Source organism: Pseudomonas meliae, assembly GCF_001400515.1.
In the GTDB taxonomy this organism is placed as follows: Bacteria; Pseudomonadota; Gammaproteobacteria; order Pseudomonadales; family Pseudomonadaceae; genus Aquipseudomonas; species Aquipseudomonas amygdali.
This window is the reverse complement of record NZ_LJQT01000477.1, coordinates 10,979-33,366: the sequence shown is the minus strand read 5'-3', so window position 1 is coordinate 33,366 and position 22,388 is coordinate 10,979. Positions and strand designations below refer to the sequence as shown.

At 58.7% G+C, this 22,388-nt stretch carries 14 protein-coding genes and 4 pseudogenes; 5 read left to right on the top strand and 13 right to left on the bottom strand.

Annotated features, from left to right (window positions below; translation table 11 throughout):
* The first annotated feature begins 16 nt into the window (after window positions 1-16).
* From ALO64_RS22405 to hemE, 4 genes and pseudogenes are all read left to right on the top strand, one after another.
* Window positions 17-1,435, top strand: coding sequence for an FAD-dependent oxidoreductase (locus ALO64_RS22405; protein ID WP_044343311.1), 1,419 nt, complete (start codon window positions 17-19; stop codon window positions 1,433-1,435).
* 165 nt (window positions 1,436-1,600) lie between these two features.
* The gene (locus ALO64_RS22400) at window positions 1,601-3,148 is read left to right on the top strand and encodes an amidase family protein (RefSeq protein WP_044343310.1); all 1,548 of its coding nucleotides are present in this window, start codon (window positions 1,601-1,603) and stop codon (window positions 3,146-3,148) included.
* Window positions 3,149-3,478: 330 nt separating this feature from the next.
* A pseudogene (locus ALO64_RS22395) lies at window positions 3,479-6,680 on the top strand (dermonecrotic toxin domain-containing protein).
* A 146-nt stretch (window positions 6,681-6,826) separates the two neighbouring features.
* A complete protein-coding gene (hemE, locus tag ALO64_RS22390; protein ID WP_005731000.1) occupies window positions 6,827-7,891 on the top strand; it encodes a uroporphyrinogen decarboxylase in 1,065 nt (354 codons plus the stop codon).
* A gap of 60 nt (window positions 7,892-7,951) precedes the next feature.
* On the opposite strand, the gene ALO64_RS22385 is transcribed toward hemE, so the two are convergent.
* The 6 genes and pseudogenes from ALO64_RS22385 to ALO64_RS22360 all read right to left on the bottom strand — a co-directional run bounded on the left by ALO64_RS22385 (window position 7,952) and on the right by ALO64_RS22360 (window position 15,152).
* On the bottom strand, window positions 7,952-9,427 hold the full coding sequence (locus ALO64_RS22385) for an N-acyl-D-amino-acid deacylase family protein (RefSeq protein ID WP_044343309.1): 1,476 nt from the start codon (window positions 9,425-9,427) through the stop codon (window positions 7,952-7,954).
* Between the two features lie 3 nt (window positions 9,428-9,430).
* Window positions 9,431-10,291, bottom strand: a complete 861-nt coding sequence (locus ALO64_RS22380) for a MurR/RpiR family transcriptional regulator (RefSeq protein ID WP_044343308.1) — start codon at window positions 10,289-10,291, stop codon at window positions 9,431-9,433.
* Window positions 10,292-11,641 carry a GntP family permease gene (locus ALO64_RS22375; protein ID WP_044343307.1) on the bottom strand — a complete coding sequence of 450 codons (1,350 nt, stop codon included), beginning with the start codon at window positions 11,639-11,641 and terminating at the stop codon, window positions 10,292-10,294.
* Window positions 11,642-11,894: 253 nt separating this feature from the next.
* A pseudogene (locus tag ALO64_RS22370) lies at window positions 11,895-12,565 on the bottom strand (retron system putative HNH endonuclease).
* Entirely contained in the window at window positions 12,562-13,827 is a 1,266-nt protein-coding gene (locus ALO64_RS22365) for an AAA family ATPase (RefSeq protein WP_044343305.1), read from the bottom strand. Before ALO64_RS22365 ends, ALO64_RS22370 begins: the two are co-directional and overlap by 4 nt.
* A gap of 77 nt (window positions 13,828-13,904) precedes the next feature.
* Window positions 13,905-15,152, bottom strand: coding sequence for an MFS transporter (locus tag ALO64_RS22360; protein ID WP_044343304.1), 1,248 nt, complete (start codon window positions 15,150-15,152; stop codon window positions 13,905-13,907).
* Window positions 15,153-15,272: 120 nt separating this feature from the next.
* Between ALO64_RS22360 and ALO64_RS22355 the strand changes: the two are divergent.
* Window positions 15,273-16,165: pseudogene (locus ALO64_RS22355) on the top strand (LysR family transcriptional regulator).
* Between the two features lie 155 nt (window positions 16,166-16,320).
* Here ALO64_RS22355 and ALO64_RS22350 read toward each other — a convergent pair.
* The 7 genes and pseudogenes from ALO64_RS22350 to ALO64_RS22320 form a co-directional block, all read right to left on the bottom strand.
* A pseudogene (locus ALO64_RS22350) lies at window positions 16,321-17,545 on the bottom strand (beta-ketoacyl-ACP synthase).
* Window positions 17,545-18,273 carry a 3-oxoacyl-ACP reductase FabG gene (fabG, locus tag ALO64_RS22345; RefSeq protein WP_044343303.1) on the bottom strand — a complete coding sequence of 243 codons (729 nt, stop codon included), beginning with the start codon at window positions 18,271-18,273 and terminating at the stop codon, window positions 17,545-17,547. Before fabG ends, ALO64_RS22350 begins: the two are co-directional and overlap by 1 nt.
* Entirely contained in the window at window positions 18,270-18,725 is a 456-nt protein-coding gene (locus tag ALO64_RS22340) for an ApeP family dehydratase (protein WP_044320352.1), read from the bottom strand. Before ALO64_RS22340 ends, fabG begins: the two co-directional genes overlap by 4 nt.
* Entirely contained in the window at window positions 18,722-19,918 is a 1,197-nt protein-coding gene (locus ALO64_RS22335; RefSeq protein ID WP_044343302.1) for a beta-ketoacyl-[acyl-carrier-protein] synthase family protein, read from the bottom strand. The genes ALO64_RS22340 and ALO64_RS22335 overlap by 4 nt, the downstream gene beginning before the upstream one ends.
* Window positions 19,915-20,397, bottom strand: coding sequence for a hypothetical protein (locus tag ALO64_RS22330; RefSeq protein ID WP_044343301.1), 483 nt, complete (start codon window positions 20,395-20,397; stop codon window positions 19,915-19,917). Before ALO64_RS22330 ends, ALO64_RS22335 begins: the two co-directional genes overlap by 4 nt.
* Entirely contained in the window at window positions 20,394-21,128 is a 735-nt protein-coding gene (locus ALO64_RS22325; RefSeq protein WP_044343300.1) for a class I SAM-dependent methyltransferase, read from the bottom strand. The genes ALO64_RS22330 and ALO64_RS22325 overlap by 4 nt, the downstream gene beginning before the upstream one ends.
* Window positions 21,125-22,360, bottom strand: coding sequence for an NAD(P)/FAD-dependent oxidoreductase (locus tag ALO64_RS22320; protein WP_044343299.1), 1,236 nt, complete (start codon window positions 22,358-22,360; stop codon window positions 21,125-21,127). The genes ALO64_RS22325 and ALO64_RS22320 overlap by 4 nt, the downstream gene beginning before the upstream one ends.
* Between the last annotated feature and the right edge of the window lie 28 nt (window positions 22,361-22,388).

Below are 22,388 nucleotides of genomic sequence, written 5' to 3'. Positions count from 1 at the left end.
AAAGAGGCTCCAGAGAATGGCTGAACGTCTCAGTAACGACTTCCAGTTCATCGACGTCGGACGTAAAGACCCGAAGAAGAAACTGCTGCGTCAACGCAAGAAGGAGTTCGTGGAAATCTACGAACCGTTCAAGCCCCAGCAGTCCGCCGATCAGGCGCATCGCTGCCTGGGTTGCGGCAACCCGTATTGCGAGTGGAAGTGCCCGCTGCACAACTTCATTCCCAACTGGCTCAAGCTGGTCGCCGAGGGCAACATCCTCGCGGCGGCGGAGTTGTCTCATCAAACCAACACTCTGCCGGAAGTCTGCGGCCGCGTGTGCCCGCAGGATCGCCTGTGTGAAGGTGCCTGCACGCTGAACGACGGTTTCGGCGCGGTCACCATCGGTTCGGTCGAGAAGTACATCACCGACACCGCGTTTGCCATGGGCTGGCGTCCGGACATGTCCAGAGTCGTGCCAACCGGCAAACGCGTCGCCATCATTGGCGCAGGGCCTGCAGGCCTGGGCTGTGCCGACGTGTTGGTGCGTGGCGGCGTGACGCCGGTGGTGTTCGACAAGAATCCGGAAATCGGTGGTCTGCTGACCTTCGGCATCCCCGAGTTCAAGCTGGAAAAATCCGTACTCAGCCATCGCCGTGAAGTGTTCACCGGCATGGGTATCGAGTTCCGGCTCAACACCGAAGTCGGCAAGGACGTCACCATCGATCAACTGCTCGAAGAATACGATGCTGTATTCATGGGCATGGGCACCTACACCTACATGAAAGGCGGCTTCCCCGGCGAAGACCTGCCAGGCGTGCACGATGCGCTCGACTTCCTGATCGCCAACGTCAACCGCAACCTGGGCTTTGAAAAGGCCCCGGAAGATTTTGTCGACATGAAAGGCAAGCGTGTTGTGGTTCTGGGCGGTGGCGACACCGCGATGGACTGCAACCGCACCTCGATCCGTCAGGGTGCCAAGTCGGTGACGTGCGCTTATCGTCGCGACGAAGAGAACATGCCAGGCTCGCGCAAGGAAGTGAAGAACGCCAAGGAAGAAGGCGTGAAGTTTCTCTACAACCGTCAGCCTATCGCCATCGTGGGCGATGGCAAGGTTGAAGGCGTGAAGGTGGTCGAGACGCGTCTCGGCGAGCCTGATGCTCGTGGTCGTCGCAGCCCGGAGCCGATTCCGGGTTCCGAAGAGATTATCCCGGCAGAAGCCGTGGTCATCGCATTCGGCTTCCGCCCAAGCCCTGCGCCATGGTTCGAGCAGTTCACGATCAGTACTGACAGTCAGGGCCGTGTCGTGGCCCCGGAACAAGCACAGTACAAGCACCAGACCAGCAACCCGAAGATCTTCGCCGGTGGCGACATGGTGCGCGGCTCTGACCTGGTGGTGACCGCTATCTTCGAAGGCCGTAATGCGGCTGAAGGGATTCTGGATTATCTGGGCGTCTGAGCCTTGTGTTGCCAGAGCGCTCCGTTACTGAGGCGCGCTCTGACAACAGGCGTCTACCCATCACGGGTGATTTACCGACTTTTCTGACATCCCCTCTGCCACCTCCTTCCTAAGCTTGGTGTAACTCGATCAAGACGAGCGTTTTAGCAACCAGGGAAGGACATCATGAAAAATCAGTTTGGTTTCTGCCTCGCGCTCTCGATAGCGCTCTTTGCATTTGCCAGCCAGACACCCGCCAACTTCGATGGACCCGTTTTCGGTTCGATCATCGAAAACAAGGCTGTTTACTTTGAATCCGGTGTCGAGCTTCAGCGACGCATGAGTGCAGGCAACCTGACCTCTGTCGGGCTGGTGACAGACTTGCTTCAGCGCATCGAAGTGCTGAACAAAAATGGCCCGGCGCTCAACGCTGTCATTGAAATCAACCCCGACGCTCTGCAGATAGCCGCGCAAATGGACGGGGAGCGTTCTCGCGGGGAGAAACGTGGGCCGCTGCATGGCATCCCCATACTGGTAAAAGACAATCTTGATACGGGCGATCAGATGCAGACCACTGCGGGCGCTCTCTCAATGGTCGGATTGCCTGCTCCACGCGATGCTTTTGTGGTGCAGCGGCTTCGCGATGCCGGCGCGATCATTATCGGCAAGGCCAATCTCAGCGAATGGGCGCATTTCCGTGGGTACGAGGTACCTAGCGGCTGGAGCAGCCGAGGCGGACAGACGCGTCATCCCTATGACTTGAGCGCTGATCCGCTTGGCTCCAGCTCAGGTTCGGCAGTGGGTCTTGCAGCTGGATTTTCACCTTTGGCGATAGGCACCGAGACCAATGGTTCGATCATTCAACCTGCCGCCACGAGTGGCGTCATAGGGCTTAGGCCTACGCTGGGTCTGCTTAGTCGTACCGGTATGATTCCGCTCTCCAGTCGTCAGGACACCCCCGGCCCAATGGCGCGAACGGTCACGGATACCGCGATCCTGCTGACGGCGATGAGCGGCAACGACCCTCTAGACGAAGCTACCGCCCGAGCCTCCACCGATGTAGTGAACTATGTCGACCACCTCAGAACGGACGCCTTGAGCGGCAAGCGCCTGGGCTATCCAAACCACACCCATGACGGCATGCCAATGGACGACGATCCTGAATTCCAAAAGGTGAAGAGTCGTCTGAGTGCTGCCGGGGCGATACTGGTTCCCGTCGATGTTCCGTCGATTGATAGCACTTCAGAGTTTTTAGTGCTGCTGCGTGATTTCAAGCGCGAGCTTAACGCTTACTTGAGCACACGCACCGGGCTGGGTGTCAGCACTCTGGATGAGATCATTGCATTCAACACCGCGTTTCCTGAGGCGCAAGCTTATGATCAGGATTTATTGATTGACTCCTCCAGCGTGTCTGTAGATCAGGAGGATTACCTGTCGATTGCAACCAGCTTGCGTGCTGCTCATCGACAATTGATCGATGGGCTCTTGCAGCAACACTCGCTCGACGTGCTCATTGACTGGTCAGAGGTTTCTTTCAAAGCGGTTGGCGCTATCGTCGGTTATCCGGGAATAACCGTGCCTGTCGGGCTCGAAGAGAATGGCCTGCCAAGAGGGTTGTATTTTCTTTCCACTGCCTGGGATGAAGGTGCTTTGCTGAGCTATGCCTACGCACTCGAACAGGCGCTTGCAACATCGGCAGCTTCGGTTCATTCGGGTATCAGCCAGGCTGATTGATTCCCTATCCCAGTCTGGTGCAGGCCAGGCCTGGATGGCGGGGACGGGGCTCGGAAAAAACGGTTTTGTGGCGTTTTGAAATAATCCGGTCCCGGAATTACAACCGCCTTTCATTAAGTTGCGTCGCCCCGCCAGAGGCGGCGCATCAAGGTTTCAACCCTCTTGTCCAGGTCCCGATCGAGGCCTGTTCCGGCGTCTGCGACAAGCGATTGTTTACAGCTGTTTTCCGCCCTCTGTACCTGCTCTTAAAAAGGTTTAGGCTCCTGATCCTTTTGGGGAGTTCATCGCCTTAGATACTCCCGCCATCCATGTCGCTATAAGGAAATAGCCATGTTGAAAGCAGCACCCATGGGCAAACTTGCTCGATCCAATGAGCAGAAATCTCTCGGGCCGGACAGGTTCACGCCCAGCACGGTTGCCGTGCGCGAACACCGGACCCGAGAACGCGCGGACCGGATAATCGACCAGTTCGTCGAGCGCTTTACAGAAAAGGATTTTTTTCCTGAAGACGGTGAAGACGCGCTGTTCTCCTTGCTGGTTCAGTTGCCAGACTGGCCAGCAGACCTGTCCATCAGGATTCACAACGAAAACGATGAAGTACTCGCGGTCTTTCTGGAAGGCAGTGATGAAAGCGTCGTTCAAGACAGTATTGTCCTGACGCAAAATGTCGACGCTTACATCGTCCCGGACAATGTTCAGGTCGCCGATGACGAGCCGTTACTGCGCTGGGTGTTCAGTCAGTTGCCGGCAGGTTCCAGCGTTGGAATGGGGGGTAACTTTCCGGGCAGTAGCAGTGATGCCGGACGAATCGTTACCCTGCGTGAGCAAATAGCGGGGCTGGCAAAAGACCAGAGACCGCTGTTGTTCGATGCGCTGGTGGCAGCTGATGAAGGCACCTCAAAGGGCCAACTGGATACCCGCGCGCGCAATCCTTTCCTGCCTCTGTGGGTTCGTCAGCAGACGCCGCTGTCTCCGGCCCTTAGCGCGCTGTGCGCCTTATGCCCCGAGGTTCCGGCAGGACGTCTCGAAGAGCTGTTGCAGCAGATGCCGCTGACAGAACAGGAAGAGGCCGATTTCCTGAATAATCTTGTTCTGCCGGACGCTTTTGGCGAGGCAATGAACATTTCGCTGGATGAGTGGAGCAACAGTCTGGCTATCGATGGGCTGTCGCGAACGCGAAGCTTCAATTAGTACACGGATGAGCTGGCCCGCAGTATTGTCCGCAAATTACTGGCGGCCGAATCGGGCCGGGACGTGTTGATATTCGACGCTGGCGCGAGCAATTACGCCCCGGCAGATACTGACGATAACCGTATTATTCTGCTGCATGACAACTACGGAAATTACAGCGCAAAGGACACCGGCAACGGTGAGATAACTTCATTCAAACAGGGCGCCGACAGCTTCTATCTGGCAATCAGTTCGCAATTGAAGGCTGACGAGCGGTCATCGCTGGGTATGCAATTCGAGCAGGACGTACAGGGCTTTCGCGATGTTCTGACCCAGCACGCGATCGAGGAAAATCGCGGCTGGTTCGACCCCGGCAAACCAACCGAAATCGAAAGCGGGTTTCTGCCTGATTGGTTCGCGAACGCGACGGCTGCCGAAAAACAAAGCTGGAAAATGGCGGTGCAGGACTACAGCCAAGCCTTGCTCGAAGCTCAGGCACCTGACCTGCTGGATCCTTCCGGCTACGGACAGCCCGACCAATTGCGCAAATATGCGCGGCAAAAGCTGCAGGAACGGATTTTGCTCGACCACGGTATTGCAGTGGATCCTGACCATATCAGCGTGCATACCGTCAGCATCGAGATTGATCCAGGCATTATTATTGATACCGATTACGAATATATCGGCCCTTCAGAACTGGAGCCGCATTATGAAACGCATAAGCGCAGCCTTACAGATCTGTCGCTGGAAAACATTGCACTCACCAATATCAACTTTCTGCTCACCAGCCGCGCGTTTGACGATCAGGGGCAACTGGTCAGTTTCCTCAACGCCGGTTATCTGTTCGGCCTGATTCGTGATCTGAACATTGGCGAAGATTATTCAAGATACCTCCGCACAGTACTGTCCACGTCGGCGGCAGGGCAATGGCACCGTGAACGTTATGCGCGCGCAAATGCGCCTCGATGTGATAGAGGCGAAGATGGCGGGTGACTTTCTGGGCGATGGCGGACTTCCTCCCGAGCTGGCGAGCAGGGGCTACAAATGGGTTGCTGCCGTGCTTGATCACCCAATTGACAGTGATGACCGTGCAACGGTGGAGGGGCATCGCATTCAGGTCAGCCAGTTATCCATCAATGACGTGTCATTGAGCGGTGTACTGGTGATCGGCGCAGAGTCGCGCTCCAGCGTCGCCGCTTTTGTGGTTTTTACCCCGCAGGCTCCTGACGGAATATGCTTCCGGGAAATGAGCGATCCGCAGGAGTTTCAGCAGCGGATACTGCTTGAACCGGATTTGCTGGACTATCTGGTGGGCAGGGCGCCTTTGGCCTCCCAGGACGATGTCAGGCATATTCTGACCGTCCGCCGTGAAACGCTGTTCATGGAACTGCAGCCCTGCACTGGAAGTTTTCTTGAGGCCGTCTATGACTCTGAAGTCGGGGGGGTGATTTCTGCTGTCGATGAACAGACCAAAACCAACTGGGAAACCTATTGGGAAAGTGCCTGGGAAATCACCAAAGTCGTTGGCGACATCGTGTTCACCTTCGCGCCTTTCAAGGTAAGGCTGCCGATTGCAGCATTGCGCAGCTTTTATGCCATCTGGCAGGGCGTCGCAAAAGCTGGCGGTGAAGAGCAAGGTGCCCCCTTGTATTTTGTCCAGGCGGCGTTGCTGCTGGCTGATGGTTTGACGCTGCCCAGAGCACGAAGGGTTCAGACATCGTCGACCACATCAATCGGCCGTTCTGTCCTTGATCCGAAAACAGCAGTGGCAAAAACACCCGGTGGATTGAAACAGCTCGACAACGGCGTTTATGAAAAGACCCAGGAAGGTGCGCCAAGCCGCTTTTATGCTGTGCAACAAGGTAAGACCTATGCCGTCAGATACGATGCCGATTTCGCAGCATGGAGTGTGATCGATCCCCGGCGGCCAGATGCGCATTATCAATTGCCGATTCAACTTGATAGGCAAGGGGTCTGGGTACATGCGTCGGCAGGGTTGCGCGGCGGCAACAAACGATTAAAAGGCAGACCATCGAACGGCTCGGGGAGTGATGGCGATTCCTCGGATAGCAATCGGATAAAAAGATACAAAGTGGACATCGATGGCTTTTTTGAAAGTCGGCGTTTCAGGCATGCGGAAAATGACCTCCCTAACGATGACCTTGAAGCTGCTGTCAAAAAAGCAGTTGATAGATATGTGCTGGATGGCAATGGCAGTCTGCACAAGTATGGTAAAAGCCAGTTCTCGCTGGACCTTCCCGGTATTGGCAGGAGTACCGGCAGAGGTGCCTGGCGCCTGATACTTGCCCCGGCTGAAAAAGGCGTTATCAAGGCGTTTGACGTCATAGATCCCCACAAATAGCGCAGGCCCGCCATAGTCTTACGCCGGGCGCGGAGCTGTATTGGCACAGCAAATCGGCACGATAGACAAAAGGCACGGCTCNNTCTTGCCGTGCCTTTTGCGTCGCGCTCTGAGAAAATGCCGGCACTTTTATTGCGGATGCCGACATGACTGCCCTGAAGAACGACCGTTTCCTTCGCGCTTTGCTCAAGCAACCCGTAGACGTCACGCCGGTATGGATGATGCGCCAGGCAGGCCGTTACCTGCCTGAATACCGCGCCAGCCGCGCCAGTGCCGGGGACTTCATGAGCTTGTGCAAGAACCCGCAGTTCGCCTGTGAAGTCACGCTGCAGCCACTGGATCGCTACCCGCTGGATGCGGCGATTCTGTTCTCCGACATCCTGACCATTCCCGACGCAATGGGCCTGGGCCTGTACTTCGAGACCGGCGAAGGCCCGCGCTTCAAGAAAACCGTCAGCACGCTGGCTGACATCGAAGCACTGCCCATCCCGGATGCACAGAAGGACCTGGGCTATGTGATGGACGCGGTCAGCACCATCCGTCGCGAACTCAACGGCCGTGTGCCGCTGATCGGCTTTGCCGGCAGCCCTTGGACCCTGGCGACCTATATGGTCGAAGGCGGCTCCTCGAAGGACTTCCGCAAATCCAAGGCCATGCTCTATGACAACCCGCAAGCCATGCACCTGCTGCTCGACAAGCTGGCGCAGTCAGTCACGTCCTACCTGAATGGCCAGATTCTCGCGGGCGCCCAGGCGGTGCAGATCTTCGACAGCTGGGGCGGTAGCCTGTCTTCGGCGGCGTATCAGGAATTCTCGCTGGCTTACATGCGCAAGATCGTCAACGGCCTGATTCGCGAGCACGACGGGCGCAAGGTGCCGGTCATCGTGTTCACCAAAGGCGGCGGGCTGTGGCTGGAAAGCATCGCCGACATCGGCGCCGATACTCTGGGCCTGGACTGGACCTGCGACATCGGCGAAGCACGTCAGCGTGTCGGCAGCAAGGTTTCGCTGCAGGGCAACATGGACCCGACCGTGCTTTACGCACGCCCGGAAGCCATCCGCCAGGAAGTTGCACGCATCCTCGCCAGCTACGGCAGCGGCACCGGCCACGTCTTCAACCTCGGCCACGGCATCACCCCTGAAGTCGATCCGGCCAATGCTGGTGCGTTCATCAACGCAGTACATGAGTTGTCGGCGCAGTATCACCAGTAATTGTCCGACTGACGATGCGTCGATACATCAGGGCGCATCGGCTCTTTTCAGCGCCGACGCTTACGTCGGCGCTTTTCCATCCGTAAAGCCCTCCAGCAGCGAACCGCTGCGCGGCAGGAATCTACCCTGTCGCTCGCCCTGCGGCTTGCCTTCGGCATAGCTCAATCGGCCGTTTATCCAGACACCATCAATGCCCTGTGCCGCTCGCTGAGGGTCTTTGAAATCCGCCACATCGCGCACGGTTTGCGGGTTGAACAGCACCAGATCCGCCCAATAGCCCTCGCGAATAAAGCCGCGCTCGTGCAAGGCAAAGCGAGTTGCCGAAAGCCCGGTCATTTTGTGTACGGCGGTGTGCAACGCAAACAATCCTTTGTCGCGGCTGAAATGGCCGAGCACTCTGGGGAATGCGCCCCATAAGCGCGGATGCGGAAACGGATCTTCCGGAAGGCCATCGGAGCCGATCATCGACAGCGGGTGAGACATGATGCGCTCGACGTCGCCCTCATCCATGCCGTAATACACCGCGCCCGCAGGCTGCAACTTGCGTGCGGCGTCCAGCAATGACAACCCCCAGTCGGCGGCAATGTCCTTTAGATCCCGGCCGCCCTGATCCGGGTACGGCGTTGACCAGGTGATGGTGATACGGAATGCGTCGGTGACCTGTTTCAGGTCCAGCGTCGAAGAGCTGGCCGCATAAGGGTAACAATCGCAACCGACCGGATGGTCCTGCGCAGCTTTTTCCAGGGCCGCCAGCAGTTGCGGGCTGCGGCCCCAGTTACCCGCGCCAGCGCATTTCATGTGGGAAATCACCACTGGCGAGCGCGCATGGCGGCCTATGTCGAAGGCCTCCGCCATCGCCTCCAGCACCGGCTCGAATTCGCTGCGCAAGTGGGTGGTGTAGATCGCGCCAAAAGCGCTGAGCTCTTCAGCCAGCTGCTTGACTTCGCTGGTCTCGGCCGAGAAGGCCGAAGCGTAAGCAAGGCCGGTCGACAAACCCAGCGCGCCGGCTTCGAGGCTGTCGCGCAACTGCTCACGCATCGCGTCAATCTCTTCCGGGCTGGCGCTGCGAAACAAATCATCCATGTGATTGCTGCGCAGCGCCGTATGGCCAATCAAAGCGGCCACGTTCACGGCGGGCCGGGCGTTATCCACGGCTGCGCGATAGTCGGCGAAGCGCGGATAGACAAACGCTGCCGCGTCGCCCAGCAGGTTCATGGGGTCTGGCGGATTGCCGCGCAGCGAGACCGGTGATGCGCTGATCCCGCAATTGCCGACGATAACCGTGGTTACGCCCTGGCTGATCTTGGGCAGCATGTCGGGCTTGCGAATCACTACCGTGTCGTCATGGGTGTGGACGTCGATAAAGCCGGGGGCCAGCACACGACCGGCAGCATTGACCTCTTCCTGCGCAGTGGCATCGATCAGGTTGCCGATGCGCTGGATGCGCCCGTCGCTAATCGCTACATCGGCGCGCACTCCGGGCGTATCGCTGCCATCGATGACCAGCGCATCGCGGATGATCAGGTCGTAAATCATGCTTCAGTCTCCCAACGGCAGGCCGTCTTCGCCACCACGGTATTCATCCAGTGCAAGCTTGATCCGACGCAGCCGTTCCTGATTGTCTTCAGGGCTCAGCAGCGCCAGTTCAGTGGCCAGCACATCAATGGTCAGCAGCATGCCGTAGCGCGCGGCGGTGGGTTTATAAATGAAATTGGTCTCAGCAATTTGCAACGGCAACACCACCTCGGCCAGTTGCGCCAGAGGGGAGTCAGGCAAGGTAATGGCCAGCACGCGCGCGCCATAGCTACGCGCCAGGGTTACTGCGTCGAGCAGCTCCGGCGTGCGCCCGCTGAGCGAGCAGGCAATCAGGCTGTGTTGCGGGCCAAGCGTGGCCGCAATCATGCGCATCATCACCGGGTCGCGGCAGGCCGCCACCGGGTAGCCCAAACGTACCAATCGGGTTTGCAGCTCCTCACTGCACAGGCTGGAGCAACCGCCCATGCCGAACGCATGAATCATGCGTGCATCGCTAAGGCACGCTACGGCTGCGGCAAAGCGCGACTCATCAAACCCGGCCAGGTGCTGATGCAGAGTGGCTTCTATGTCACCGACAATCCGGATGAAAAAGGCCGACTGCTCCGGGGCCGGTTCAGGGTTGAGAAATCGGCTGCCCACGCCGCTCGCCTGAGCCAGTTGCAGGCGCAAGTCGCGCAGGTCCCGACAACCGATGCTGCGAGCGAAGCGTGACAGCGTCGCGCTGCTGACCCCGGCGAGGCTGGCCAGCTCGTCCAGACTGGCACTTGCGGCAAAGGCGATATCGCTGAGCACCAGCCTGGCGATCCGGCCTTCTCCCGCGCTGAGTGAATCCTGACGGGCACGTATCTGGTACAGAATGTCCACTCAGAGCACCTGCGCCAGGCCCAGCGTCAAGGCGAAAGCGACGATGGAAATCAGTGTCTCCAGTACCGTCCAGGTCTTGAAGGTTTGCGTTACAGTCATGTTGAAATATTCCTTGATAAGCCAGAAACCGCCGTCGTTGACGTGGGAAAAGATCACCGAGCCTGCGCCTGTCGCCAGCACCAGCAACTCGGGGTGCGGGTAACCCAGGCCCATCGCCACTGGTGCAACGATCCCCGATGCGGTGGTCATAGCCACCGTTGCCGAGCCTGTCGCAACACGCATCAGCGCCGCGAACAGCCAGCCCATCAGCAAAGGCGAGAGATGAAAGTCCTGCGCCAGACCAACGATCTGGTTGGTGACGCCGCTGTCGACCAGAATACGGTTCAAACCGCCACCGGCACCGACCAGCAACGTGATGCTGGCGGTCGGTGCCAGGCACTCATTGGTGAATTTCAGGATCGAGTCGCGATTGAAACCCTGAGCGATGCCCAGCGTCCAGAAACTCAGCAGGGTGGCCAGCAGCAGGGCGATCACCGAGTTGCCGATAAACAGCAAAAAGCCATTGAACGCACTGCCCGGCGTACTGATCAGGTTGGCCCAGCCACCCAGCAACATCAGCACCACCGGCAGCAGAATGGTCGCCATGGTCAGGCCGAAACTGGGCAGTTTTGCTCTTGGTTCGCGGTCGAGAAACTGTTTCGCCAACGGGTTTTCAGCCGGTAGATGGATACGCGGCACGATGAATTTGGCATACACCGGACCGGCGATAATGGCCGTAGGGATGCCGATCAGAATGGCATAGAACAGCGTTTGCCCTACCGACGCCTGATAAGCCTGAACGGCGAGCATTGCCGCAGGGTGTGGCGGCACCAACGCGTGCACCACCGACAGACCGGCGACCATCGGCAGGCCGACCATCAGAATTGACACCCCGACACGCCGCGCGACAGTAAAGGCAATCGGCACCAGCAGAACGAAACCCACTTCGAAAAACAGCGGCAAACCCACCAGAAACGAAATGCAGACCATGGCCCAGTGCGCGTTACGTTCGCCAAAGCGGTCAATCAAAGTGCGCGCCACCTGCTCGGCACCACCGGACTCGGCCATCATTTTGCCGAGCATGGTGCCCAACGCGACGACCAGCGCGATATGCCCCAGCGTTTTGCCCACTCCCGCTTCGTAAGAGGCGACCACGCCACTGGCCGGCATCCCGGCAACCAGCGCCAGACCGACCGACACCAGCGTAATGACGATAAACGGATTGAGGCGATACCGCGCAATCAGAACGATCAAGGCAATGATTGCGACAGCGGCGTAGACCAACAGCGAAATACCGGGTGACGGCGACATAGCGGCGGTTCCTTGCAGAATGGGTAGGCGAGGGCGCAATACCGACGCCTCTGAAGCCGTCAGCCGGAAGGCGACTCGGGAGTACTCGGCAGGGATGACGCAGGAAAAGGAGTGAAGCAGGTTTCGAGGCGATCACAGGTATTCATTATTTTTATCTCTGTTTTCGTGATGAAAATAAATTACACGAAAATGAAATATAAACAAATATATGAAAGTAATTTTCTTTCCGCGTACGTGCGCAGGACGACGCGTGTCACGTATTCTTGACCGAGCTTTTTTCGGGAGGAGGGTTTAAAGACGCCAGAAACTGCTCCGCATAGCGGGCGACAACGTGGCTAAAGGCGAGCTGTTTGTTGGCATCCCCAGAACCAAAAGTGTCAACTCTGTGTCGCTGATGCTGGCTAAGATTTGCTCATCAAACACGCGCGTGATTGCCTCTTGGCGTCTTTTTGTCAGATACGCGATATCGAGTGCGAGCTTTTCGATCATCGTCGTGGCGGGAAGATCTGTGTGGGACGTGCTTTGGATTTTCCCTGTGAGCAGATAACAGAAGCGCTGTTCGCAATCGTCCTCTGTCGGGGAAATGTGCAGGTCCTCATCGAACCAGTTGCCTTTATAGTGGCCGCAGTGCAACGGGTTTCCTGGTGTGGTCTCGCGCAGGCAAGACGCATGAAGATTGCTGTATTCCAGTGCCAATGGCAGATAATGATCCTGCGGTCTGAAATGTTCGATGTGGCTGCTATCAAGCTCTATTTCCCTGCCGCAATAGCAGCATGAGAAGTTCTGCTCTTGCAGCAAGCAATTATGCAAGTCGCGTTTTTGCGGGTTCTGCAGGGTTGGATAGGTGGGCGTCCAGTCTTCGTTTGCGCTGGCTTTCCATTCGGCGAGTGACGCAGGCTCAGTTCCCTTGATAACGCGTCTCATCGTCCAATGAGCTCCTTACGTTTGAGCAACGCTTCGGCACCTGCGAACTCGGGCAGATCGGGCGCTTTCTGTTTTAACGCATCAAGCTGCAGTCTGGCTTTTTCAAGCTCGTTGTTTTCCAGTGTGCTGAATAGCTCGTCGAGCAGTGCTTCAATTTCAGGCTCGCGCTGCGGTACGCCCATGACTTCTTCCAGAATAGTGCTGGAGTCCAGGCCATAGGTTGCTCTTGGATGAGAGCCGTCATGGTTATTCAGCAGGATGACCTCGCCCGGTTGCAGGCTGCCGATGACCTGTGGCGAGTGGCTGGCAGCGATGAACTGGATGCTGGGAAATGCTTTTTTCAGTGCTGGAGCAATGGTGCGTTGCCAGCCGGGGTGAAGATGGATATCGAGCTCATCGATGACGATGATGCCGTTTGTCTTGCTTAGAACATCCTTCCCCATGTGCGGGTTGAGCAAGCAGATACGGCGAGCGATATCGGCGAAGAGTGCGACCATTCCGCGTTGTCCGTCGCTCAGGTCGTTGAACGGGATTTTTCGATCATACATATCGACTACCAACGCACGTAGCTCCATGTCGTACTCTATTCCCTTGGCGTCGGGTAGTGCGCATTGGATGGCTGAGTTTATCCAGGTCAGTTCGTCGTTGAAAACGCTGGAAGAACCTGCTCGGGATAGTCTTTGAAAGCGCTCCAGTGTTTTGCCGATGAACCAGGTCTCGAAGTTTTTCAAATTGGAGGCGGCATCGAACCAAGAGGTGTATGCATCCAGTCTTGATGGTTTGCTCTGTGCAGCAAGCTCAGCGGTTACACTCATCGTCAGCCAGCGTCGATTGGCTTGATAGACGGCGAATACAGGCAAATCCCCGTGGGTACTTACATCGATGCTAATCAGATTTTCCGAAAATACGAGACTGTTTAGCGCGCTGAAATTTGTCTGAAGACTGCTGCGTTCCAGCGATACGTGCCATTCCTGACGCTCAAACGCGCCACCTTGGGCAGTCAATACAAGAGGATAGCTGCGTTCGAAACGAATCCTGTCTTCGAACTTTACTAACGCGAACCGAACATCGGACTCAGCTATCGATGGCTGATGGACGCCAATGCTTCCAAGTAAATTCCCGAAGCATCCCGCGACACCCAGCAACAGCGACGTCTTCCCACTGCCATTAACCCCCACCACCAAATTGAACCCCGGCTGGAAATCAAAATGAGCATCTTCGTAACAACGAAAATTCTGCAGATGGAGGTGGTCGAGGCGCATGTCGGTTTCCTTTACCAGAACTGGCGGATGCGCCAGTGTACCTTGGCTCACTCTATCCGCCATCGCCCTATCTGTGACTAAACCTTCGCCCCCAGCGGCTGCAACCTCGCCAGCCGCAACGCTACCCCGAGGGCAATCAACAGCAACACCCCGATAAACAGCCCGATGCCGTTCCAGCCCGCGTAATGCCAGAACACTCCGCCACCGGTTCCGGCTACGCTTGAGCCCGCGTAATAGCAGAACAGGTAAAGCGAAGCAGCCTGACCTCTGGCCGTTGTCGCTCTGCGTCCCACCCAACTGCTGGCTACCGAATGCGCACCGAAAAAGCCGAAGGTGAATATCAGTACGCCTGTGATAACCAGTGGCAGCGGTGTGAACAGGGTCAGCAGCAGGCCAGCCAGCATCATCACGATCACGGCCCATAGCACCCGTCGGCGGCCAAGACGGTCGGCCAATGAGCCGATCTTTGCCGAGCTGTAAATTCCCGACAGATACACCACGGAAAACACCCCGACCACGGCCTGGCTCAGGTTGTAGGGGGCGCTCAAAAAGCGGTAGGCGATGTAGTTGAACAGCGTGACGAATGCGCCCATCAGCAGAAACCCGACCAGAAACAGCAGCGGCAACCCGGCGTCTTTGAACTGCACCACAAAGCCGTCCAGCAGGCTGCGAGGGTGCAGTGAGCGGGGGCGGAAGTTGCGCGATTCCGGGAGGATCTTCCAGAACACCACGGCTGCGATCAGGGCCAGCCCACCGACCACCAGCATCGCCGCGTGCCAGCTTACGTAATCGATCATGACCCCGACGATCAGCCGCCCGCTCATCCCGCCGACCGCGCTGCCGCCGATATACAGCCCCATTGCCAGGCCCAGATGCGTGGGGTGGATTTCCTCGCTCAGGTAAGTCATCGCCACTGCCGCCAGACCGCTCAGCGACAGGCCCACCATTGCCCGTGTGATAAGTACGCCTTCCCAGCTGGGCATCAGCGCGCTGGCGATGGTGAACAGCGATGCACAGAATAGCGCCATGACCATCACCGATTTGCGCCCCAGCCGGTCGGATATCGGTCCAGTGATCAGTAGGCCGATGGCGAGCATCGCCGTGGCGACGGACAGAATCAGGCTGCTCTGGGCTGCCGAAAGGGAGAACTCGCCGGACAGCGTTGGCATCATCGGCTGGACGCAATACAGCAGGGTGAATGTCGAGAACCCGCCAGCGAAAAGCGCCAATGCGGTGCGTTTGAAAAGCGGCGTGTTTTTCTCGATGTAAGTGTCGCCAGACGGTTTAGCGGAGGCATTCAAGTCTGTGGTGGGCGACGGCAGGATTCAAGGGAAACCTCGGAGCACGATTGGGCAGGCAATGAAAAAATCATATAGCCCGCCAATCATTCCATCCAATATATTGTTCGACCTGTTTGATAGGTAAAACGACTTAATGGAGGCCGCATGGAATTGCGCCATCTGCGTTACTTCATCGCGGTTGCCGAAGAGTGCATTTCGGTCGTGCAGCCCAGGCGCTGGGTATCTCCCAGCCGCCGCTGAGTCAGCAGATCCAGACGCTGGAGCAGGAGCTGGGCACGCGTCTGTTTGATCGCACCAACCGGCGTGTCGAGCTGAGTGAATCCGGCAGGTTGTTTCTGGATGAGGCGCGTCTGGTGCTGGCGCAGGTCGATAAAGCCACTGATGTTGCCCGGCGTGCGCAACTGGGTGAAATCGGCGAGCTGAAGATTGGCTTTACTTCGTCGGCACCGTTCACTTCCAGCATTCCACAGGCGATTTTTGCCTTCCGTCAGGCTTATCCGGATGTGCACCTGACCCTGACCGAAATCACCAGCCAGGAAGTGGCAGCAGGGCTTGAGGACAAGACCATTCAGGTCGGCATCATGCGCCCGTTGGCGTTACCCGATTCGTTGGTGGTGTTTGAACTGCTGAACGAGCCACTGGTGGCGATCATGCGTGCTGACCATCCACTGGCGGCAGAAAGCGAGAACGGGATCTATATGTCGGCCCTGGCCGCTGAGCCGTTCGTGTTCTTCCCGCGCACTTATGGCAGCGGCATTTACGCGCAGGTTCTGAGTCTGGCGCGCGCCGCGGGTTTCAGCCCGCTGATCACTCAGGAAGCGGGTGAAGTGATGACCATCATCGGCCTGGTGGCGGCTGGACTGGGCGTCACCGTGCTGCCAGCGTCCTACCGCCGAATGCGCATCGACGGCGTGGTCTATCGCAATGTCCTCGACCCCGGCGCGACAAGCGCGGTGTGGCTGGTACAGCGCAAGGACGAACAGTCACCGATGGCCAAGGCGTTTACCGAGCTTTTAACGCGCAATGTCGCACGATAGTTGAGGTTATCGTTCCGCACGCTCCGCGTGGGAATGCCTGTCGTGACGCTCTGCGTCACAAATCTGCGCCATGCTGCAGAATCAAGACCGGACGCAGAGCGTCCAGAACGTCATGCGACGCGGAGCGACGTACGAGAGTTGAGACGTGCGTGATCTCACCCCCAACGCTTGAATATCAATGACGTATTCACCCCGCCAAAGGCAAAGTTGTTGTTCATCACATATTCATTACTCATCCGCCGGGGTTCTCCGACGATGTAGTCCAGTTCGCCGCACTGTGAGTCGATGTCGACCAGGTTTAGCGTGTGGATATAGCGGTCGCTGTTGAGCATTTCGATGCTGAACCATGACTCCAGTGCGCCGCAGGCTCCCAGTGTGTGGCCGAGGAAGCTTTTCTGTGAGCTCAGTGGCATGCGTGAGCCGAACAGGCTGCTGGTGGCCAGGGTTTCGGCGATGTCGCCCTGTTCGGTGGCAGTGCCGTGACCGTTTACATAACCGATGGCGTCGGGCGACAGGTTGGCATCTTCCAGGGCCAGTTCCATGGCGCGACGCATGGTGGCCTGCTCGGGACGAGTGCTGTGGGCGCCGTCTGCATTGCTGCCGAAGCCGACGATTTCGGCGTAGATGTGTGCACCACGTGCCTGAGCGTGCTCAAGTTCTTCGAGCACCAGCATGCCGCCGCCTTCACCGATCACCAGCCCGTCTCGCCCGCTGTCGTAGGGGCGTGGCGTGGTGTGTGGCGCGTCATTCTTGAGGCTGGTGGCGTACAGCGCGTCGAACACCATCGCCTCGGTCGGGCACAGCTCTTCGGCCCCGCCCGCCAGCATCAGCGGCAGACGGCCAAACTTGATCGCCTCGTAGGCGTAGCCAATGCCTTGGCTGCCACTGGTACAGGCGCTGGAAGTCGGAATCAGGCGTCCGGTCAGGCCGAAGAAAATGCTGATGTTGGCGGCGGTGGTGTGCGGCATCATTCGTACGTAGGAGTTGGCGTTCAGGCCTACTGCCACCGAGTTGATCAGCATGTTGCCGAAGGCCTTGATCTCGTCGGTGCTGCCGGTTGACGAGCCGCAGGCGGTGCCCATGCGCATCGCGAATGAGCGGATCATTCAGCAGCCCGGCGTCGATCAACGCCTGTTCCGCAGCAGCCACTGCCAGTCGCGATACGCGGCCCATGCTGCGCAGTTGCTTGCGTGTCCAGTGTGCGGGCACGGCGAAATCGTCGATGGGGCCAGCCAGTCGGGTATTCAGTTCGGCGAAACGGTTCCACTCGTCCATTCGGCGAATGCCGCTGCGATTGGCGGTGAAGCTCGCATCGATAGTCGGCCAGTCGCTGCCCACCGAGGTAATGCCGGACATCCCGGTGACGACCACACGCTTCATCAACACAGCCCTCCGTTGACGGCCAGCACCTGACGAGTGATGTAGCTTGCTTCGGCCGACATCAGGAAATTCACGGCACCCGCCACTTCCTCGGGCGTGCCCATGCGTTGCGCCGGGATCATTTTCAGCAGTTCGTCGACTGGTAAGTTCTCATCCAGCATTGCGGTGTCGATCAGTCCCGGCGCGACGCAGTTGACAGTGATTTTGCGTTTGCCCAGTTCGATGGCCAAGGCCTTGGCGGCACCGATCAGGCCTGCCTTGGAGGCGCTGTAATTGACCTGGCCACGGTTGCCGATAAGGCCGGAAACCGAGGTGATGCAGACAATACGGCCCGCCGCACGACGACGAATCATCGGCATGGTCAGCGGGTGCAGAACGTTATAAAAACCGTCCAGATTGGTGCGCAGCACCTGATCCCAGTCATCATCGCTGAGTGCCGGAAACGCGCCGTCGCGGGTCAGCCCGGCGTTGAGTACCACGCCGTAATAGGCGCCGTGCGTCTCCACATCCTGTTCCAGAATTGTCTTGCAGGCGGCACGGTCCGAGACATCGAATTGCAGAACGCGTGCCTGACGGCCCAGCGCAACGACTTCGGCCTGCACGGCTTCGGCTTCGCTGCGGCCGGTGCGGCAATGCAGGATCAGGTCGTATCCGGCCTGGGCCAGACGCAGAGCGATGGCGCGGCCGATGCCACGGCTGGAGCCGGTGACCAGTATCGATTCAGTCATGCCGGGGCTCCTTCAGCCAGATAGTCAGCAGTGTTGGGCGGGCAATATACATTGAGTCGGGCAAAAGCCTTGATATCCGGTCCGGTCAGGGTGCATTCGAACACGCCCATGCCGCTGTCGTCCTGCAAGGAGCGCACGGCATGGATATGCAGTTCGCTGCCCAGCGGGAAGCGCGCTACGTTGCATTCGAACTTGCGGCTGCCGAGCAGAAACCCCAGCTTGACCGCTTCACCCTTGGTGCGCGCCTGGCAACCGGCATAGGCCGCGACGCTCTGGGCCATCAGCTCTATGCCCAGCCAGGCGGGCAGGCTGCCGTCCGGCTGGTTGAACAGACCATCGGCGCGCACGGTCAGGTGGGTTTGAATCTGCTCTTGGTCAAAACTCAGCACCTGATCGATGAGAATCATGTCGCCAGCATGGGGTATGAGTTCGGCGAGCGACCACTCGGTCATGGGGCATCTCCGATAATCAGGCTGATGTTGTTGCCACCGAAGGCAAACGAATTGCTCATCATGTAACGAGCATTTGCAGGTGCCAGGCGCGAACCTGGCAGTGTCCATTGCAGTGCAGGCAATAGCGGGTCAGCTTCGCCGTCCCACAGGTGCGGGGGCAGGGCCTGTTCGCTGTTGTCCGGTGCCAGGCTCAACCAGCAAAACGCCACTTCCAGCGCTCCCGCGGCACCCAGCGTGTGGCCGCTGAGCGGCTTTGTCGACGAGCAAGGCACACCGTTCGGGAATACCGCCTGCACGGCCAGGCTTTCCATCGCATCGTTATGTGGCGTAGCGGTGCCATGCAGGTTCAGGTAACCGATCTGTGCGGCATCGAGTCGGGCACTGCCTAACGCTTGCAGCATGGCATCCTGCGCACCTCGGCCGGTAGGTTCCGGGGCCGAGATGTGGTGGGCGTCGCAACTGGCACCCGCGCCCAGCAGGGCAATCGAGTGGCTGTTGGCAGCTTCGCGGGTCATCAGAAACAGCGCTGCCGCCTCGCCGATGTTTATCCCGTTGCGGTGACTTGAAAACGGATTGCACAGTTGTGGCGACATGGCTTCAAGCGCCGAGAACCCATTGAGGGTCAACCTGCACAGGCTGTCGACGTCGCCGCACAGCACCGCATCGCACAGGCCCATGTCCAGCGCCCGGCGTGCGCTGAGCAGCGCCCGCGCGCTGGACGTGCAGGCTGTGGAAATCACATAGGCCGGGCCGCTCAATTGCAGCCAGCCGGCCAGGAAGTTCGCCGGTGCGCTCAGTTCCTGTTGGCGATAATCGTAATCGTCGGGGAAGGTCTTATCACGCAGCCAGCTTGCCATGCTCTCGCTTGCTTCATCGATACCCGAGGTGCTGGTGCCGACGATCACGCCAATCCGCCCGGCTCCGTAGCGCGCGATAGCCTGACGAATGTCATCTTCGATCTGCAAGGCCGCGGCCAGCAGCAACTGGTTGTTGCGGCTGCGCTGCGATTGCATGGCGGGCGGAATGGGCGGCAATGCGGATTTTACCGCGCCGACCGGCAATGCGCGTTCCGGCACCCAGCCGCTTTCGAACACCATGCCCGAGCTGTCGCCTGCGAACAGTCTGCGCGACACCTCTTCACGGCTGTCGCCCAGCGAGCAGATCAGGCCCAGCGCATTGAGATAGGCAGTCATGGCATGCTCTCGTCGTTCAGCGGTGTAACCCTGTAGCTCAACCCGTCCTTGAGACGGATGGTGTAGGCGTTGGCTGACTGATATTCGACCAGCCAGCGATCATCCAGACGCCGCTGCATGCCCTGGCGGTACGCCGTGGGGTAGCGGCCATGCATTTCCAGATCCGAGGTCATGGCGAACATTATTGCCGCAAACAGCTCGCGTGCTTCGGGGTTGGGGGGAAGCAGACCGTCGGCTTGCCATTGTCCGTTTATCAGCAACTGGCGAGCCTGGGGGATACCCAGCGGGTCCATCATCGACCAGCGCAACCCGGCGTTTTCGCGCTGGATGACCAGCATCCAGTCTTGCCGCTGATCAGCCTGTCGGCGTTCGATGTGCAGCTGCATCGGCAATTGCATCGTCGGTGCGGTAGTCGGCAGCGGTGCCTGTGCAGTGCAGCCGCCCAGCAGCAGAAAGGCCAGAAATAATACCCGGATCATAATGCGCCACCTTGTAGCGGTTTGCGGGCCACGACATTGGCCAGCGTTTCTTCCCGTTGCCCGAACGGCCTGGGTTTTTGCAGTTTCAAGGCTTCGAGCAGGCCGAAATCCCTGGCGCGGCTCCACCACAGGTAAGGGTACGAAACATGCTGTGCGCCGAACTCGAAACCCTGGTCGCGGATCATCTGCAGATACTGAGCCGCGCTTTTCTGAACGTGCATGGGGTGGCGGAACAGCCAGCGAATCACCCAGGTGTCGATGTACGCCTCGGTGGACTCGGCGAACAGCAGGTAACCGCCTGGCTTGAGTACGCGATAAAACTCGGCCAGCGCCTGCTCCTGCTCGACTAGATGATGAAAGGTCTGGTGACAGAACAGCAGATCGACGCTGGCGTCCGGCACTTGCAGCGCCGCGCAGTCACTGCCGATCAGCTCGACCTCTATGCCTCTGGCGCGCGCCTCCTGACGGCTCATCTCCAGGCTGTGCAGGTCGGCATCGACACCAATCAGCCTTGAAGGCTGAAAAACCCTGCTCAGGTGCTGAAACGACTTGCCCTGCCCGCAACCGGCGTCGAGCAAAACCGGTGCGGCCGGAAGCGCGCTATCGAACAGGCTGCGCAAATCGTCTATCGCCACACGCAATACGCGGTACTGCCAAGTATGGCTGCGCAGAAACCACAGGCCGAAGCGGGTTTCCTCGACATAGCTGTCACTCAGGAACGGTCGATTCATGAGTCACCGTCCGCGCAGATTTCCGAGAGCGTGCGCAAGCGGCGTTTGGGCTCGCTGACAAACGGATTGCGCTCGTCCCAGGCATAGCCGGCCAGAATGGCGCTGATCATGCGGCGGATATCCGGCGCGCTTCCCGGGTAGAAAATGACGCTCTGGAACGAGCCGTCGTACCAGCCTTCGACATAGGCCCGGAAGGTATCGACGCCACGCTTCAGCGGAACGGCGAACTCGGTTTCCCAGTCCACGCTCTCACCCTGCAATTGTCGATTCAGCACGCCAGCGGCCATGCTCGCCGAACGCATGGCGATGGTCACGCCTGACGAAAACACCGGATCGAGGAATTCCGCCGCATTGCCCAGCAGCGCAAAGCCCTTTCCATGCAGGGTTGTGACGTTCGCCGAGTAGCCGCCGATGGTCCTTGCCGGTGTATCCCAGACCGCATTTTTCAGCACGCTGGCCAGTTGCGGTGTTTCATCGATAAAGGCGCGCAGGCAGGCGTCCAGGTCATCGGGCTTGTCTTTGAAGCGCTCGGCCGAGGCCACGACGCCTATCGAACAGCGACCTTCGCTGAACGGGATCGACCAGAACCACACATCGCTGTGCTGCGGATGGATGCTGACCAGGATCTTCTGACGGTCAAAGGGCGGGCTTTCGATATGGGTAAACACCGCCTGACGCACCGGAAAGCCCGACGGCGCTTCCAGATCCAGCAGGCGCGGCAGTACGCGGCCATAGCCGCTGGCGTCGAGTACGAAGCTGGCCTGCACGCTGTATTCGCTGCCGTCCTCGCGTTTTACCCGCAATACCGGCTGCAGGCTGTCGAAGTCGGCGCTGATGATTTCCTGCTGATAGCGGATTTCCATACCCTGCAGCTCGGCCTGATCAGCGAGCAGCTTATCGAACTCGCTGCGTTGCACCTGAAAGGTGGTCGGCTTGCCGTTGCTGAAGGTATCGCCAAAATCGAAATCGCTGTACTGCTCGCCGCGCGCAAAGGCAGCACCGTTCTTGAGCTGGAAACCGGCGGCCTGCACGGCGTCGAGCATCCCGGCTTCTTCGACGAAGTCCAGGCAATGGCACAGCAGGCTTTCGCCGATGGAGAAGCGCGGGAACAGCTGACGCTCGATAATCAGCACGTCGTGGCCCTGGCGTTTGAGCAGGGCTGCTGCAATGCAACCGGCCGGGCCGGCACCGATGACGACGACCTGACGAATTTCCCTATCAGTGATGGGCACAGGTATTCCTTTCCGATTGGGCGGTGGC